Source organism: Acidimicrobiia bacterium, from assembly GCA_016650365.1.
Taxonomy (GTDB): Bacteria; Actinomycetota; Acidimicrobiia; order Spongiisociales; family JAENVV01; genus JAENVV01.
The window spans coordinates 1-15,449 of sequence record JAENVV010000313.1 but is presented as its reverse complement, the minus strand read 5'-3'; the positions used below and the strand labels follow the sequence as shown (position 1 = coordinate 15,449).

General features: G+C 61.3%; 17 protein-coding genes. 16 read left to right on the top strand and 1 reads right to left on the bottom strand.

Going from position 1 to position 15,449, the window contains the following annotated elements; translation table 11 throughout:
• Positions 1-52: 52 nt before the first annotated feature.
• From JJE47_17085 to tsaD, 16 genes are all read left to right on the top strand, one after another.
• Entirely contained in the window at positions 53-535 is a 483-nt protein-coding gene (locus JJE47_17085; protein MBK5269139.1) for an NUDIX hydrolase, read from the top strand.
• Positions 536-1,261, top strand: coding sequence for a tRNA pseudouridine(38-40) synthase TruA (gene truA / locus JJE47_17080; protein MBK5269138.1), 726 nt, complete (start codon positions 536-538; stop codon positions 1,259-1,261).
• 84 nt (positions 1,262-1,345) lie between these two features.
• Positions 1,346-3,295 carry an acetate--CoA ligase gene (gene acs, locus JJE47_17075; GenBank protein MBK5269137.1) on the top strand — a complete coding sequence of 650 codons (1,950 nt, stop codon included), beginning with the start codon at positions 1,346-1,348 and terminating at the stop codon, positions 3,293-3,295.
• A gap of 25 nt (positions 3,296-3,320) precedes the next feature.
• Positions 3,321-3,995: an LppX_LprAFG lipoprotein gene (locus JJE47_17070; GenBank protein ID MBK5269136.1), complete on the top strand. Its 675-nt coding sequence runs from the start codon at positions 3,321-3,323 to the stop codon at positions 3,993-3,995.
• Positions 3,992-5,413 carry an MFS transporter gene (locus JJE47_17065; protein ID MBK5269135.1) on the top strand — a complete coding sequence of 474 codons (1,422 nt, stop codon included), beginning with the start codon at positions 3,992-3,994 and terminating at the stop codon, positions 5,411-5,413. The genes JJE47_17070 and JJE47_17065 overlap by 4 nt, the downstream gene beginning before the upstream one ends.
• Before the next feature lie 24 nt (positions 5,414-5,437).
• Positions 5,438-5,971 carry a 50S ribosomal protein L13 gene (rplM, locus tag JJE47_17060; GenBank protein MBK5269134.1) on the top strand — a complete coding sequence of 178 codons (534 nt, stop codon included), beginning with the start codon at positions 5,438-5,440 and terminating at the stop codon, positions 5,969-5,971.
• Entirely contained in the window at positions 5,971-6,369 is a 399-nt protein-coding gene (rpsI, locus tag JJE47_17055; GenBank protein ID MBK5269133.1) for a 30S ribosomal protein S9, read from the top strand. Before rplM ends, rpsI begins: the two co-directional genes overlap by 1 nt.
• A gap of 6 nt (positions 6,370-6,375) precedes the next feature.
• The gene (gene glmM, locus JJE47_17050) at positions 6,376-7,707 is read left to right on the top strand and encodes a phosphoglucosamine mutase (protein MBK5269132.1); all 1,332 of its coding nucleotides are present in this window, start codon (positions 6,376-6,378) and stop codon (positions 7,705-7,707) included.
• Between the two features lie 21 nt (positions 7,708-7,728).
• Positions 7,729-8,103, top strand: a complete 375-nt coding sequence (locus tag JJE47_17045; protein MBK5269131.1) for a holo-ACP synthase — start codon at positions 7,729-7,731, stop codon at positions 8,101-8,103.
• A gap of 61 nt (positions 8,104-8,164) precedes the next feature.
• Positions 8,165-9,586 carry an NAD(P)H-hydrate dehydratase gene (locus JJE47_17040; protein ID MBK5269130.1) on the top strand — a complete coding sequence of 474 codons (1,422 nt, stop codon included), beginning with the start codon at positions 8,165-8,167 and terminating at the stop codon, positions 9,584-9,586.
• A complete protein-coding gene (gene alr / locus JJE47_17035) occupies positions 9,583-10,674 on the top strand; it encodes an alanine racemase (protein ID MBK5269129.1) in 1,092 nt (363 codons plus the stop codon). The genes JJE47_17040 and alr overlap by 4 nt, the downstream gene beginning before the upstream one ends.
• Positions 10,671-11,558 (top strand): P1 family peptidase, encoded by an 888-nt coding sequence (locus JJE47_17030; protein MBK5269128.1) that lies wholly within the window; start codon positions 10,671-10,673, stop codon positions 11,556-11,558. The genes alr and JJE47_17030 overlap by 4 nt, the downstream gene beginning before the upstream one ends.
• A 30-nt stretch (positions 11,559-11,588) precedes the next feature.
• Positions 11,589-12,050, top strand: a complete 462-nt coding sequence (gene tsaE / locus JJE47_17025) for a tRNA (adenosine(37)-N6)-threonylcarbamoyltransferase complex ATPase subunit type 1 TsaE (GenBank protein MBK5269127.1) — start codon at positions 11,589-11,591, stop codon at positions 12,048-12,050.
• Positions 12,047-12,760: a tRNA (adenosine(37)-N6)-threonylcarbamoyltransferase complex dimerization subunit type 1 TsaB gene (gene tsaB / locus JJE47_17020; protein MBK5269126.1), complete on the top strand. Its 714-nt coding sequence runs from the start codon at positions 12,047-12,049 to the stop codon at positions 12,758-12,760. Before tsaE ends, tsaB begins: the two co-directional genes overlap by 4 nt.
• Before the next feature lie 11 nt (positions 12,761-12,771).
• A complete protein-coding gene (rimI, locus tag JJE47_17015) occupies positions 12,772-13,242 on the top strand; it encodes a ribosomal protein S18-alanine N-acetyltransferase (GenBank protein MBK5269125.1) in 471 nt (156 codons plus the stop codon).
• Positions 13,235-14,239 carry a tRNA (adenosine(37)-N6)-threonylcarbamoyltransferase complex transferase subunit TsaD gene (gene tsaD / locus JJE47_17010; protein ID MBK5269124.1) on the top strand — a complete coding sequence of 335 codons (1,005 nt, stop codon included), beginning with the start codon at positions 13,235-13,237 and terminating at the stop codon, positions 14,237-14,239. Before rimI ends, tsaD begins: the two co-directional genes overlap by 8 nt.
• Positions 14,240-14,541: 302 nt before the next feature.
• Here the strand turns inward: tsaD and JJE47_17005 are convergent, their stop codons facing one another.
• Entirely contained in the window at positions 14,542-15,423 is an 882-nt protein-coding gene (locus JJE47_17005) for an HNH endonuclease (protein MBK5269123.1), read from the bottom strand.
• Positions 15,424-15,449 lie beyond the last annotated feature (26 nt).

Here is a 15,449-nt window from a genome sequence, read left to right as displayed (position 1 = left end):
GGCCGACCTGAGTCGGCACTTGGGTTCTATCCAAGGAGCGGATCGCTCGTATGTGCCGGAGTTTCTCGCGCTATTGGATCTGCCGGGGGATGTGACATCGTTCGATCACTTTGTTCCCGGCCATGTCACGGCGAGCGGTTTTGTCACCTCTCCGACGCAGGATTCGGTGGCGTTGATCCATCATCGCAAGCTTCAAAGATGGCTCCAGCCTGGTGGCCACTTGGAGCCAGGGGACGCCGACCTTGAAGCGGCGGCACGCCGGGAGGTCGCCGAGGAGATCGGCCTGTCCAACCTGTCTTGCCTAGGCCTCTTCGACATCGATATTCATAGGTTCCCCGAGCGGCCCGGGACACCAGAGCATCTTCACTACGATCTCCGATTCGCATTCAGGAGTGAGACAGAACAACTGTCCGCCCTCGATGGGGTCACGGACGCCCGATGGGTACCGTTCGGTGACCTGGATGAGTATGGGGTCGATGGGAGTGTTGCCCGGCCGGTTGCCAAGCTCGTCGGACTGCTGTCTTCGGGAGGGTAGATGGCCCGGCTGGAGATTTCTTACGACGGAACCGACTACTTCGGATATGCCCGTCAGCCTGATGTGCGCACCGTCCAGGGTGAGCTCGAGAAGGCGCTGGCGGTGGTATTCCAGATGCCTATTGAAACGGCTGTGGCCGGCCGCACCGATGCCGGTGTGCACGCTCGACGCCAGGTTGTCAGCTTCGATGCCCCGGTACCGATTCTTGAGCGCCGGGTGGTCGGCAGGTTGAACCGCATCCTGGACCCGGACATGGTCGTCCTGTCGGCGTCCGACACCGAGCCGGATTTTCACGCCAGGTTTTCGGCGAAGAGCCGGACTTACCGATATCGGATCTGGAACAGCCCATTGCGGGACCCGCTCTTGCGCAGGACCTACTGGCACGTGCCTACGCCGCTCGACGTCGGGGCTATGAACGAAGCCGTTGGCCATCTCATCGGGCAGCATGACTTCACGTCGTTCTGTCGCAAAGCTGAGGATAAGACCAGAGAGCGGACCGTTCTTGAGGCGGAGTGGGAACGGATCGACCAGGTGGTGCAGCTATCGATCACCGCCAAAGCCTTCTGCCATCAAATGGTTCGGTCGATAGTGGCCCTGTGCGTCGATGTTGGCATCGGAAAGAAGGCGGCCAACGATGCACCAACGATCCTGGCTGCCCGCGATCGAAATGTTGCCAGTGGCGCGGCTCCTCCTGAAGGCTTGACCCTGTGGGGCGTCGACTACTGACAATGCCCGCGGCCCCGTTGGTCAAGGAATGCCGCGAGCTGATAGCGTGGGTGATGGTTTTGATCATTGCTTCAGGAGGCCACCATGTCAGAGACCCTTGAGAACCTGCTTCAGGAAGACCGCCGCTTTGCGCCGTCCCCTGCCTTTGTAGCCCAGGCCAATGCTCAAGCCGGGATTCACGCCGAAGCAGAAGCGGATCCCGAAGCTTTTTGGATGACCCAGGCCAAGGATCGGATCACCTGGTTCAAAGAACCAACCGTTGGACTGGACGAGTCCAACGCTCCGTTCTACACGTGGTTTGCCGATGGGGAGTTGAATCTCTCATACAACTGCCTCGATCGACATCTGGCTGATTCGGCTGATAAGGTCGCCTATCACTGGGTGGGTGAGCCAGGCGATACCCGGACCATCACCTTTCAGGACTTGCACGACGCCGTGTGCCGGTTTGCCAACGCCCTCTCCGGTCTGGGGGTGGTCAAGGGTGATCGGGTAGCCATCTACATGGGCATGATCCCGGAGCTTCCGATCGCCATGCTGGCCTGTGCCCGAATCGGGGCAGTTCACTCGGTGGTCTTCGGAGGATTCAGCTCCGACGCACTGGCCGATCGGATCCTCGATGCCGATGCCAAAGTCGTCATCACTCAGGACGCCGCCTGGCGGCGCGGTGACATCGTTCCCCTCAAAGCCAGCACGGATGTGGCGGTCGCTCGAACCCCCGGAGTTTCTTCGGTTGTGGTCGTCAACCGGGTTGGCAACGATGTTCTCATGGTCGAAGGTCGCGACCACTGGTATCACGACCTCGTCGCTGATCAGCCAACCTCCTTCGAGCCGGCCGTCCTCAACGCAGAGGACCCGTTGTACATTTTGTATACGTCCGGTACGACCGGAAAACCGAAGGGCATCGTTCATAGTCAGGGCGGTTACCTGACGGGGGCGGTGACCACGCACAGCTATGTGTTCGATCTCAAGCCAGATGTGGATGTGTATTGGTGCGCGGCCGACATTGGATGGGTCACCGGCCATACCTACATCGTGTACGGGCCACTTGCCAATCGCACGACTTCGGTGATGTACGAAGGTGCCCCCAATCATCCGGACCTGGATCGGCTTTGGTCGATCATCGCCGAGTACGGGGTCAGTATTTTCTACACTGCCCCGACGGCGATCCGGGCGTTCATGAAGTGGGGAGACGAGTACCCCCAGAGGCATGACTTGTCGTCGATTCGTCTGTTGGGAACGGTTGGCGAACCTATCAATCCGGAGGCGTGGATGTGGTATCGGGAACACATCGGTCCCCAGGCAGCCCCGATTGTTGATACGTGGTGGCAAACCGAAACGGGCGGAATCATGATTACGCCATTGCCGGGCGTCATCGAGACCAAACCTGGTTCTGCCACGTTGCCGTTCCCCGGCATCGGGGCAGATGTGGTTGACGCGGACGGCGAATCGGTGCCGCTCGGCGGGGGAGGCTTCCTGGTACTTACGCGACCTTGGCCGTCCATGGCCCGGACTATATGGGGCGATCCGGACCGGTTTGTCGACACCTACTGGTCACGATTCCCTGGCAGGTACTTCCCTGGCGATGGCGCCAAACGAGATACTGACGGCTACTACTGGCTGTTAGGCAGGGTCGATGACATCATGCTGATCTCCGGCCACAACATCTCGACCACCGAGGTTGAATCAGCTCTTGTTTCTCACCCGGCGGTGGCCGAGGCGGCAGTTGTCGGGCGCAAGGACCCGATTACCGGTCAGGCAATTGCGGCGTTCGTGACACTTCGGGGTACGGTCGAAGGTGACGATGCGTTGATCGAGGAACTCCGGGACCACGTCGCCAATGTGATCGGTCCAATTGCCAAGCCGAAGTCGATTGTGTTTACGCCCGATCTCCCGAAGACCCGTTCTGGAAAGATCATGCGCCGCCTTCTCCAGGATATCTCCGAGCAGCGCCAGCTTGGTGATGTCACGACCCTCGCCAACGCTGACATCGTGCATGAGATACAAGCCAAGGCGGATGGCGGTTCCGACGAATAGTGCATCACTCTCATAGACTGTGACGATGCGAAAAATTCTCTGGCTGACGTTGGCCGTCGTCCTGGTGGCATGTTCGGGAGACGAGCCGGCCGAACGCACCCCTGAAGAGGCAATGAATGCCGCTTCGGCTGCGGTGTTGTCAGCTCCGTCGTTTTCGTTTCGGGTGGCCTATGTCGGCGAAGTCGTGGAAGTCCAACCCGGACTCATATTGGACCGGGTGGAAGGAGTGTTTGAGGCGCCAACCCGGTCGAGGGCCGATGTCCGGGTCAAGACGCTCGGTCTGACAGCCATCCTGGAAGTCGTCACTGAGGGAGATCGTCTCTGGCAGAGAGTCCCGTTTGCGGAGGACTTTGAGGAGGTGGTCGGTGGAAACCTCATCACCGGAACGGACATATTCGCCGAGGATGGTCTCGGCGCGCTTCTTCGTGAGGACTTGAGCGGTCTGACCTGGGGCCAGGATGCGGAACTCGAGGACTTTCCCGGTGAGTCGTTCAAAGTCATCACGGGTGCCGTTTTCGGTGAGCGCCTCAAAACACTCACCCTGGGATATTTGCAAGGCGAAGGTGCCGATGTGACCATCTATCTGACGGGTGACGAGGTGCGGCGGATCGTCGTTGTCGAATCCGAGGTTGAATCAGCCCGGACGTGGACCATCGATATCTGGGCCTACGGCCAACCTGTCGATATCGTCATTCCGTGACGGAGCGCCAACTCCAGATCGCCATCGGGCTGCCGGTCTTACTGGGAGCCCTCGATCTGACGGTGATTTCGGCGATTCTTCCGTCGGTGGTTTCTGAACTTGATCTGCCCGTGCCGGGCGGAATCCGACAGGCCTCCTGGCTGGTCACGGGATACCTCGTTGCCTATGCGATTGGAATTCTGGCGGCCGGCCGTCTGTCCGATCGTCATGGTGCGGGACCGGTGCTTCGATGGGGTCTGGTTCTTTTTGCGCTCGGGTCCGTGGCTGTGGCGGTATCGGGTCCGTGGTCAACCCGCCTGGTTCAACAAGTTGCCTATCGATCGCTCGAGGCTCGTCCGGCCGCAGAGTTCGTTGGCCTGTGGGTACTGGTGGCCAGCCGAAGCGTCCAAGCACTGGCCGCCGGTGCCATCGTTCCCGCAGGAATGTCTTATGGATGGAAGCAGCTGGGGTCGTCGCGGTGGCTGGGGTTTGTGGCCGCGGTCGATCTGGCCGGCTGGACTTTGGGTCATCTCTATGGAGGCATCATCGTTCGTTTGGCCGATTGGCGATTGGCCTTTTGGATCAACCTGCCCTTCGTTGCGTTGTCGCTATTTATGTTGAGGTCGATGCAGTCCAGCCCCTCACGCCAGGTCGTAATGCCGTGGACGAGGGTGGCCCTGATTGGATTTGGTATCGCCGCGACGATGGTCGGCATCGGTGGCGTCGAAGGTTCCGTAACCGCCGTTCAGCCGGTCTGGCTGGTGGTCGGAGTCGTCGCCACGGTGGCCGGGTTCGTCGGCGATGTCAATGGGCTGGTTCCACTTCGCACGTCGCTGCGAAACCCGGCGGTACTCCTGGCCAATGTCACGCTCGGATTTGTTGTGTTTCTCGTTCTGGCCCTGGTGCCGTTGTTCGTCTCGGTGTTGATCGAAGCCGACACTGAACGAGCGGGCTGGCTGTCCGGATGGATGTTGTCCGCGTTCACGGTCCCCATGGCGGTCATGGCCTGGTGGAGCTCCCGTGCCCAGCGGCGCAGCCTGCAATGGGTGGCCGCGATCGGTGGGGTTGTTGGGTTCGTGATGGCGAGCCGGTGGGAACCTCGATTGGCCGGACTGGTTCCCGGATTGTTGGTTCTGGGTGTGTCGCTCGGGGTCTGGTTCGGTCCACTGGCCGAACGGGTGTTACAGGCTGTGCCGGCCGAGTCCAGTGGCGGTGGATCGGCGGTCGTGATTCTCAGTCGTCTTGTCGGCATGGCGATCGGCACGGCCACGCTTACGAATTTTGTGCTTTCGAAGGTGCCGGCCGTGACCACCGCCGACGCATTGATCGCTGATCTGCTCACCGTTTTTCACGATGCTGCCCTGCTGGGAGTGGCTGGATGTGTGCTTCTGGCCGGTCTCGCCCTGCGTTCCGGACGACAGCCGGTTCCCTCGCTTTGACGGCCCTCTAGCCGATCGCCTAGCATGGTCCAGCCCACGTACGTGGACTGCGTTCGTGGCGCGTCGATCTTTTTTTCGAAATACCGCAAAGGTTTCACCGTGAAGTTCCAAAAAACACATTCGACCCGGCCTGCCAACGTCAAGCGTGAGTGGTTCGTCGTTGATGCGACTGGCTTGCCGCTCGGTCGGCTTTCGTCCGAAGTTGCCCGAATTTTGCGCGGCAAGCACAAACCAGAATTTGCTCCGCACCTCGACGTCGGTGATCACGTAGTGGTCATCAATGCCGAGAAGGTTGCTGTGACCTCGAACAAGTCGGAATCCAAGATCTACTACCGGCACTCCGGTTTTCCCGGTGGTTTACGTGAACAGTCATTTGCGGAGCTTATGGAGAAGTACCCCGAACGTATTGTCGAAAAGGCCATCAATGGCATGCTTCCCAAGAACCGACTTGGTCGCCAAATGGGAAGCAAGCTCAAGGTCTATGCCGGCCCTGACCATCCGCACCAGGCTCAACAGCCTCGTGATCTAGTTCTTGATATTCGAAAGGTGGAAGCCTGATGGCAAAAGCACAGCCTCTGGCTATCGCAACCGGCCGACGTAAGAGTTCCGTTGCGCGTGTTCGTCTCTATCCCGGCACCGGTGAGGTCACTCTCAACGGCAAGCCGCTATCCAAGTACTTCAGCACTCCCGGTCAGCAGAATCGTGTCACCACCCCGTTGAAGGTCGTCGACCTCGCCGAGAGGTACGACGTAATTGCTTCAGTCGAGGGTGGGGGCACCACCGGGCAAGCCGATGCGATTCGGCTGGGTATCGCTCGGGCCATCATCTTGCTCGACCCCGAATTGCGACCCGCGTTGAAGAAGGAAGGTCTTCTGACTCGCGACAGCCGCAAGGTCGAGCGCAAGAAGTACGGTCTTCGCAAGGCTCGTCGGGCACCGCAGTACACCAAGCGCTAAACCGGCATGCTCCGGGAAGGGCACCGGCTTTTTGGTACGGACGGTATCCGTGGCGTCGCCAACACGGCACTAACTCCTGAATTTGCTCTCGCGCTCGGTCGCGCCTCCGGCGAACTTCTGGACTTTGGGCCGGTCGTGGTTGGGCGTGACACGCGTCGGTCGGGCGAAATGCTTTCTACCGCCCTCCAGGCAGGCTTCCATGCGGTGGGCATTGACACCCTCGACGCTGGAGTGTTGCCTTCGCCGGCGATTGCGCACGCCACCGCCCACTCCGGGGCGATGATGGGCGTTGTGATCTCGGCGTCGCACAATCCGGCTCCCGACAACGGAATAAAACTACTTGGGGCGGCCGGGTTCAAATTGACCGATGCCGAGGAGGACCGGGTTGAGGCGCGGCTTCGACGGGGGGCACCCTGGCGGACTCCGGTCGGCCCTGGCGTAGGGACCCGGTTCGTTCATGCCGACGCGGCAGAGGCGTACGTTCAGTCAGTGGTTCAAGCCGCCGACCATACGTTCCAGGGCATGGAGTTCGTCCTCGATACTGCCAATGGGGCGGCCTTCAAGACCGCCCCTGAGATCTTTCGCCGACTCAAAGCATCGGTCGACGTGACAGCGGCCGACCCCGACGGTACCAATATCAATGACGGAGTCGGGGCCACTCATCCAGAGGCTCTGGCCAGGTCCGCTCGCGGCCGGGTTGGATTCGCCTTTGACGGCGACGCCGACCGATTGATAGCCATTGACGAGAACGGGATACCGGCCAACGGCGATGTCGTGATGGCGATCCTCGCCCGGTATATGAAAGAGCGAAACGTACTCGCGAACAACCTCGTCGTGACGACTGTCATGGCCAACCTGGGGTTCCACAAGGCCATGCGCGATCTTGGTATCGGCGTTATCTCGACTGCCGTTGGCGACCGATATGTTCTCGAATCGATGAAGGAACACGGGGCGGTCCTGGGCGGCGAACAATCCGGCCACATGATCTTTCTTGACACGTCTACCACCGGCGACGGCACGCTCAGTGCGGTGAAGCTGGCCGACGTGATGGCATCTACCGGCAAGGAGTTGCGAGAACTCAGAGCCGAGGTCATCACAGAATTCCCTCAGATATTGCGAAACGTCCGGGTCGCTGACGCGTCGGGTCTGGCCGGGGCTGATTTGTTGTGGGCTGCGGTAGCTGATGTCGAACGCGAACTGGGAGACAACGGCCGGGTGTTGGTGCGTGCATCCGGTACCGAGCCGGTCGTCAGGGTGATGGTGGAAGCTGCCGAAAAGTCGGTCGCTCTGTCGAAAACCGAGGAACTGATTGCGGTAGTCAGGGCTACGTTCGCATAGACGGGTCGTTAGGCTGGCCGGATGCAAATTATCGGGGTTGGCGTTGACTTGGCAGATATCTCTCGGGTGGGCGACCTTCTCACACGATATCCCCGTTTCGCCCAGCGTTGTTTCACCGAGCATGAGCAGGACTACGCATTTCGTTTTGCGAATCCGGCCCGACGATTGGCGGCCCGATTCGCAGGCAAAGAGGCTGTGATGAAATCGATGGGGACCGGTTGGCGCCGGATCAGGTGGACCGATGTCGAGATCACCGGAGGCGGAAAGCCCACAGTGAATGTCTTCGGCACCGCGGCCGCCCGGGCGGCCATGATCGGGGTCGTCGGGTTTGAGGTCTCCATAACGCACACGGACGATCAGGCGATGGTGTTCGCCATTGCCATAGGTAATCACTAACCGGCGTTGATCAACTTCGTCACAGGTGCTATTTCTGTGATGAGTCACTAGCGTTGGCGCTATGCGGCCCGTTCACACTGCTGCCACCTCGGCCCAGCTCGACAAGGCATCCACGACCCCACTTGAAGTGCTCATGGACCGGGCCGGTCTGGCTGTCGCATTGGCGGCGGCCGAGATGGGCATCGCCTACGGCCACCGGGTGGCGGTACTCGCCGGGTCAGGCAACAACGGTGGTGACGGGTACATCGCCGCCCACTACCTGGCTCGCCGGGGAGTAGATGTCACGATCTTCGAGTTTGCCCAGCCCGCCGGCCAGCTCGCCAGGTGGGCGGCCGACCGAGCGGTCAGGTCAGGCGTCAAAGTCCAGCCATGGTCCGAACAGGTCATTCCTGCGGATCTGGTCATCGATGCGTTGTTCGGCGGGGGGTTCCACGGGCGGCTCCACGATCGAATAGTTCCATGGACCCGATCGAACCTCCCGGTTCTGGCCATTGATATCCCCTCCGGGGTCGATGCTTCGACTGGGGTAGTCGATGGCCCGGCGTTTCGGGCGGTTAGGACCGTTACGTTCCATGCCCTAAAAGTCGGACACCTGGTCGGAGCTGGGGTGGACCTGTGCGGAGAAGTGACGATTGCCGACATCGGTCTCGAAGGCGGCGAGGCGGAGTTCTGGGTGGCCGAGGAGGCTGATGCCATTCGCCCGGAACGCTCGCGGCAAGCCCACAAATGGTCGGTTGGTTCGGTCATGGTGGTTGGCGGATCGGCTGGAATGACCGGCGCTGCGTATCTGGCCGCCGAGGCGGCCCTGCAGTGCGGGGCCGGAGCGGTCGCCATTGCTGTCAACCGCGGTAATGCGGAGGACTATCGGGGGTTTCCAGCGATTCTCCGACCCGAGCTGGGAGGCCGTGAGGTCTGGACGGGCGAAGATGTGCCACGGCTTCTCGATGCGGCTGCACGATTTGGTGTCTTGGTAGTCGGGCCCGGATTAGAAGGGTCCGATGATTTCATCCTGCAGATTCTTGAACGCCGGAAAGGTCCGGTGCTGCTCGATGCCGGGGGTTTGCGGCTTCCCAACCTCATCGACGTTGTCACCCAGCGAGAAGGGGAGACCCTGGTGACTCCCCATTCCGGTGAGTTTCAGGCGATGACCGGGGAGGTCGGGACGTATGGCTCGGCCGGACGGTTGGCCAAGGAGACCGGCGCGACGGTTCTGCTCAAGGGTTCGCCTACGTTCGTCGCCGAATCGGGGCGTGCAGGATCGAAGATCGTTGCGGTGACCACCCCGGGGCCAGAGCTGGCCACCATCGGGACGGGGGATGTTTTGGCGGGAATGATTGCCGCCCGCTGGGCCGGTGGGCACTCCGCCCTGTCAGCGGCGGTGTCGGCCGCGTATTGGCACGGCGTGGCAGGCGCCGCGATCTCCGAAGAAACCACAGTGACGGCCGCAAGGTTGGCCTCCGAACTGGGCAGGTGGGGCCGATGAGGCCTTCGCGGGTCACCGTCGACCTTTCAGCTATCACCGCCAATGTCGCAGCATTCGTCAATCACGTGGATGGGGCTCTGGTTTGCCCGGCAGTGAAAGCCGACGGCTACGGACATGGGGATGTGCCCGTTGCCGAAGCCGCCATCGCCGGTGGAGCGCAACGCCTGTGTGTCGCAACGGTCGATGAAGGTATTCGCCTACGGGAAGCGGGGATCTCGGTGCCGATCCTGCTGCTTTCGGAACCAATCGCCGGGATGGTCAAGGCCGTCGTGGATTGGGACTTGATGCCGACGGTATACAGCCCCTGGTTTGTCGAAGCACTGGCATCGGTGACCACCTTGCCAAAGTCGGTCCATCTCAAGGTCGATACGGGCATGCACCGGGTCGGTGCGGCGCTCGATCAGGCGGTCGCGATCGCCCTGACGGTTGCCCGACAACCAAACCTCGTGCTTGAAGGAGTGTGGTCACATCTGGCGGTTGCCGATACCGACCCGGACTACACCGCGCTCCAGCGTGACCGGTTTGTAGGCGTTTTGGATGAACTGGCATCGGTCGGTATTGAGCCGCCGCTTCGGCATCTCGCCAACACGGCCGGGATATTCCTCGGCCGTGAGTACTGGTACGACCTGGTGCGACCCGGCATTGGTGTCTATGGCCTTTCACCTCACCCTGAGACGGTCGGGCCGATTGATCTGGTGCCCGCACTGCGGGTCGAGTCGGCCGTTTCGCATGTTCAGCGATTGTCAGCGGGGGAGCGACCTTCGTACGGTCGCCGTCGCCCGCTCAAGGTGGATTCGACCGTTGTTACCGTACCGATCGGCTATGCCGACGGGTATGGGCGAGGGCTGAGCGACGCCGAGGTGCTGATTGGCGGCCAACGATATCCCTTGGCCGGGACCGTCACGATGGATCAAATCATGGTCGACGTCGGTGATGCCGATGTGCGACTGGGCGATGCGGTGGTTCTCCTCGGTCGCCAGGGAGGGGAGGAGATCACCGCCACGGAGTTGGCCGGTCAGCTTGGCACGATCAATTATGAGGTTGTCTGCCGCCTGGGCCCCCGATTGAGAAGGGTGTATGAGACATGAGCCTCACGTCGATTGCCGGAGTCAGGGTGGGTCATTGGACACACGCCACAGCCCAAACCGGTTGCACCGTGATTGTGCCTCCCGTCCCCAACGTGGCGGCGGTTGAAGTCCGAGGAGCCGCCCCGGGGAGCCGGGAACTGGCGCTGCTTGGCGTGGGTATGACGGTCCAGGAGGTTTCGGCGATTGTTCTGACGGGCGGCTCAGCGTTTGGTCTGGCTGCCGCCGACGGGGTTATGGCCGCATGTGAGGATGACGGTCGCGGTCATCCCACCCCGGCCGGGATCGTTCCGATCGTTCCTGCGGCCGTCATCTACGATCTGGCCGTTGGGGACGGTTCCGTCCGTCCGACGGCGGCCAACGGGCGCGCCGCGTACGAGGTGGCGAGCGATAGACCGGTGCTTTCAGGGGCAGTCGGAGCTGGGGCGGGGGCCACCGTTGCCAAATGGAGAGGTCCCGAGGCGACCAGGCCGTCGGGCCTTGGTTCGGGCATCGTGAAAGTTGGAGGTGTCCAGGTGGCCGCTCTTTCAGTGGTCAACGCGCTTGGTGATGTGTACGGACTTGATGGAACCCCGCTGACGGGCGGACCAGGGATGGGCCAGATGCCTCCTGGATCGTTCGGTTCGTCTACCGCACTGACCAACACGACGCTGTCGTGCGTCATCACCGATGCCATGGCTGATCGAGCGACCCTCGCCCGACTGGCGGTCCGAGCGCACGATGCCTTCGGAGCCATGATCTCGCCGGTGCACACTCGATTTGATGGGGACACGGTCTTTCTCGTCTCAACCGGGACAGCCGGTGAATCCCAGGACGAAGCCCTCGGTGAGGCAGTGTTCCTCGCAGTAGCCCGGTCGATCAGAGCGGCTGTGGAGAGCAGTGGATGAGAGTCGTAGAGGGCGTAGAGTAGAGGCCACATGTTTGTGATCACTACACAGGATGCTGCCGCGACTATGCAGGTCGGACGGCGGTTGGCGGCTTTGGTTCGCCCTGGTGACGTGATCGCGTTGAGCGGCGCCCTCGGAGCCGGCAAGACCACATTTGCCGCCGGGCTTGGAGAAGGCCTCGGGATTGACGAGCCGGTAACGAGTCCCAGCTTCGTCCTCGTTCGATCGTATCGCTCCGGATTCACACCCCTCGTTCACGTCGACGCCTACCGCCTGTCCAGTCTCGGGGAGTTCGAGGATCTCGACGTCATCGACGAGGCAGCAGACGGTTTGTTGCTCATCGAATGGGGCGACGCAGTGCTCGGCGTAATTCCAAATGATTACCTCCAAATCCACCTGGAAGCCGATCCGGATGATGACGGAACGCGGACGATCACCTTCCACCCGAACGGCGGATGGACGAACCGACCTCTTGAGGAAGTGACCGAATGAAACTTCTGGCGATCGAAACCGCCACCCCCGCGGCGTCGGTAGCGCTCGGCGAGGGGCGCGATGTTGTCGCGTCAGCCCAACGGGTTGATCGGCGGGGCCACGGGTCATTCCTGGTTTCAGCCCTCGACTTCTGTTTCGACCAGGCCGGATGGAACCCTGGAGACCTCGATGCCATTGTTGTCGATGTGGGTCCGGGACTTTATACCGGGATCCGGGTTGGACTGGCGACCGCCCAGGGGCTGGCTGCCGCGCTTGGCATTCCGCTAATCCCCGGTTCTTCGCTTAACGCCATGGCGGTTCGGGCGGCGACCGGGCGGCGTCACATCTGGTCCATTGTGGACGTTCGTCGAGGGGAATTCGCCGTCGCCTCCTACAACCCGGTCCCTGGCGGAGTTGTCCGGGATGGCGCCAGTCAGCTCGTTCGCCCAGATCAGCTCCGGGCGATGATTGACAGCGACGCCAAGGATTCGCTGATGGTCGGCGATGTCGAAGCCCTTCCGGAAAGTTTCTTCAATGGACTGCACCGGACCAGGCGTGGGTTGCCACGGTATCCTGCTGCGGAAGCATTGTTGGAGTTGGCGGTGCCGAGGGTCAACGCAGGAGAGTATCCACATCCATCTGAGCTTCGGCCCTCGTATATGCGTGAGCCTGACGTCAAGATCGGTTGGGAAGAACTACGCAAAGAGGGCCCATGGTTCGAATCGGCCTGACATTTCGCTCAATGACGGTTGACGACATTCCTGCGGTAACCACGCTGGAGCGGGCCACCTATCCGACCCCGTGGTCCGAGCAGGTGTTTCTTGATGAACTTGGCCAGACCAATCGGATCTACTTGATTGCCGAGGACGAGGGAGTTTTGGCTGGCTACGCAGGACTGATGCTGGTTGGTGAAGAGGCCCACGTCACCACCGTGGCGGTTCACGATGCCTGGCGTGGAAAGAAGGTCGGAACGGGTCTCATGATCCGGCTGGTCGATGGGGCGATCCAAAATGGTGCGTTGCATCTCACCCTGGAGGTGCGGGCTTCCAACGTGATCGCCCAAGACCTGTACCGGCGGTTTGGCATGGCTCCGGTCGGTCTCCGAAAGAACTATTACCAAAACGAAGACGCGCTCATCATGTGGGCCCACGACATCGGGAGCGCTGAATACAGCGAACGCCTGGCGACGATCCGGGAGGGTCTCAGTGTTTGAACCGACGGTGCTGGCGTTTGAGACCAGCTGCGATGAAACTGCCGTAGCGGTCGTACGCGGTCGAGAGATATTGTCGAATGTTCTGTCATCGCAGACCGATTTGCATGCACGATTTGGTGGGGTCGTGCCTGAGGTGGCTGCCCGAGCCCATGTTGAGTCGATTCGTTCGCTGACGCACCAGGCGCTCGCTGATGCAATGGTCCATCCGGACGATCTCGACGGAGTAGCTGCCACGCAAGGGCCCGGGTTGGTTGGCGCTCTCCTCGTGGGTTTCTCGTTCGGGAAAGCCACCGCCTGGGCACGTCAATTGCCGTTTGTCGGCGTCGACCACATGGAGGGTCACCTGTTTGCCCCCTTGCTTGATCATGAGGACTTCGAGCCACCTGCCGTGGTGGTCCTTGCCTCTGGCGGACATAGCCAGTTGGTACACGTCAAGGGTTGGGGTGACTATCACGTTCTCGGCCAAACCATCGACGATGCAGCCGGCGAAGCGTTCGACAAGCTGGCCCGCTTCATGGGGCTTGGCTATCCCGGAGGTCCGGCAATCGACCTGGCTTCCGAAGGTGGCGACCCAACGGCGATTACTTTCCCTCGAGCTTTACCTGATAGACCGTTCGAGTTTTCGTTCTCCGGGTTGAAGACGTCCGTGACGACGTATATCCGCAAAGCGCAGGACGCCGGCACGCTGCTTCCGTTGGCCGATGTGGCCGCGTCATTGCAGGAGGCGATTGTCGACGTCCTCGTCGCGAAGACCTTCAACGCGGTAGAAGCAACCGGAGTCGATCTGGTTGGGGCCGGTGGGGGAGTCCTGGCGAATCGTCGTCTGCGTGAGAAGCTGGCGGCTGAGGCCGATCGTAAAGGGATTCGACTCATGCTTCCGACGCCCAAGCTGTGTACCGACAATGCCGCCATGATCGGGGTGGCCGGCGCTCACTGGCTATCCAAGGGCTCGTATTCGGCTTGGGATTCCAACGTCGATGCTTCAATGAAGCTGTAAGTCACTACCCGGGATTGTCCAACGGTTCTTTGTGAGGTCTCGTTTACGGTGGTCGAGCTACCGTAGATTTGCGTGACCGAGAGCCATTGAGTTCACCGTCGCAAGAGGCTTGAGTTGGGCAGCTTCTGCAATTGGCAAAGCGCGCAACCGAGAACACACACGATGAACGATGTGTGGCGGTCGGGATGATTCGAACGCTGTCCCAGGACAGTTGAACGCGCCCAGGGGGGCGTCCACCATGAACTGGATTTTGGCGTCACGAGTGAGAAGGTTTTCTTGGCCGGAGTGGTAAGGCGGAAGGGTTAGCCGGCCCGGGGGTTGGGGGCTCGGGCGGGTGGGTTGGTGAAGCGGAGCCGGTGGGGTGGTGAGGTTGGGTCGATGGTGAAACCTTTCTGATGGATTACCACGTGGTGGTGGTACCAACAGAGGGTGACGAGGTTCTCTGCGTTGGTTGGTCCGCCGTGGGCCCAGTGGGTGCGGTGGTGGACTTGGAGTCGATATCGGCTTGTGCATCCGGCGGCTGAGCAACCGTCGTCCCGCCCGATAACGAACCGACGGAGTCGGGCCGGGATGGTGGGGGTGCGTCGCCCGGTGTTGAGTGGTGTCCCGTCGGCGGTGACGGCGATGGCTTCAACAGTGCCGATGCAGAGGATTTCTTCGAGGGTTCTTCGTCCGATGATCGGCCCGGCGGCGACGGTTCCCAGGACGGGTCCGGGTTGGGTGGCGTTGACGAATACGGTGACACTGGGCTCTTTGGCAAGGGTGCCAGGTGTGGCATCGCTGGTTTCTGGTTGGGTTCCGGTGGTTTGGGTGTCCTGGCAGATGGCCACCAGAGCGTCGGCGGTGGCAGCCGCCCGGGACCCGTCCCTGGCTTCGGCCGGGAATTGGTCGGCTCGGGCGAACAGGGCGTCTTGGACGATGGCCCCGTCGAGGCCGGCGAGTTGCCCCCACAGTTTCCATGATTGGTAGTCGAGGGAGGGTTGGAGGTGGAGGTAGCGGGCTTCGTAGGCGGCGGTTTCATCGGTGGCGGTCAGCCCGGTTTGGCGGGCGACCAGACGGCGTAACTGGTCGATCCCGTAGACCTCATGATCGGTGGTTGCGTTCAGTTTGGTGAGTTGTTGGGCCCGTTCGTAGGTGAGGTGACCGGTGGCAAGTTGCTGGTGGATGTCGGGTCGGTCGACCATCCGTCGGGACGTTCCAACCAGTGTTC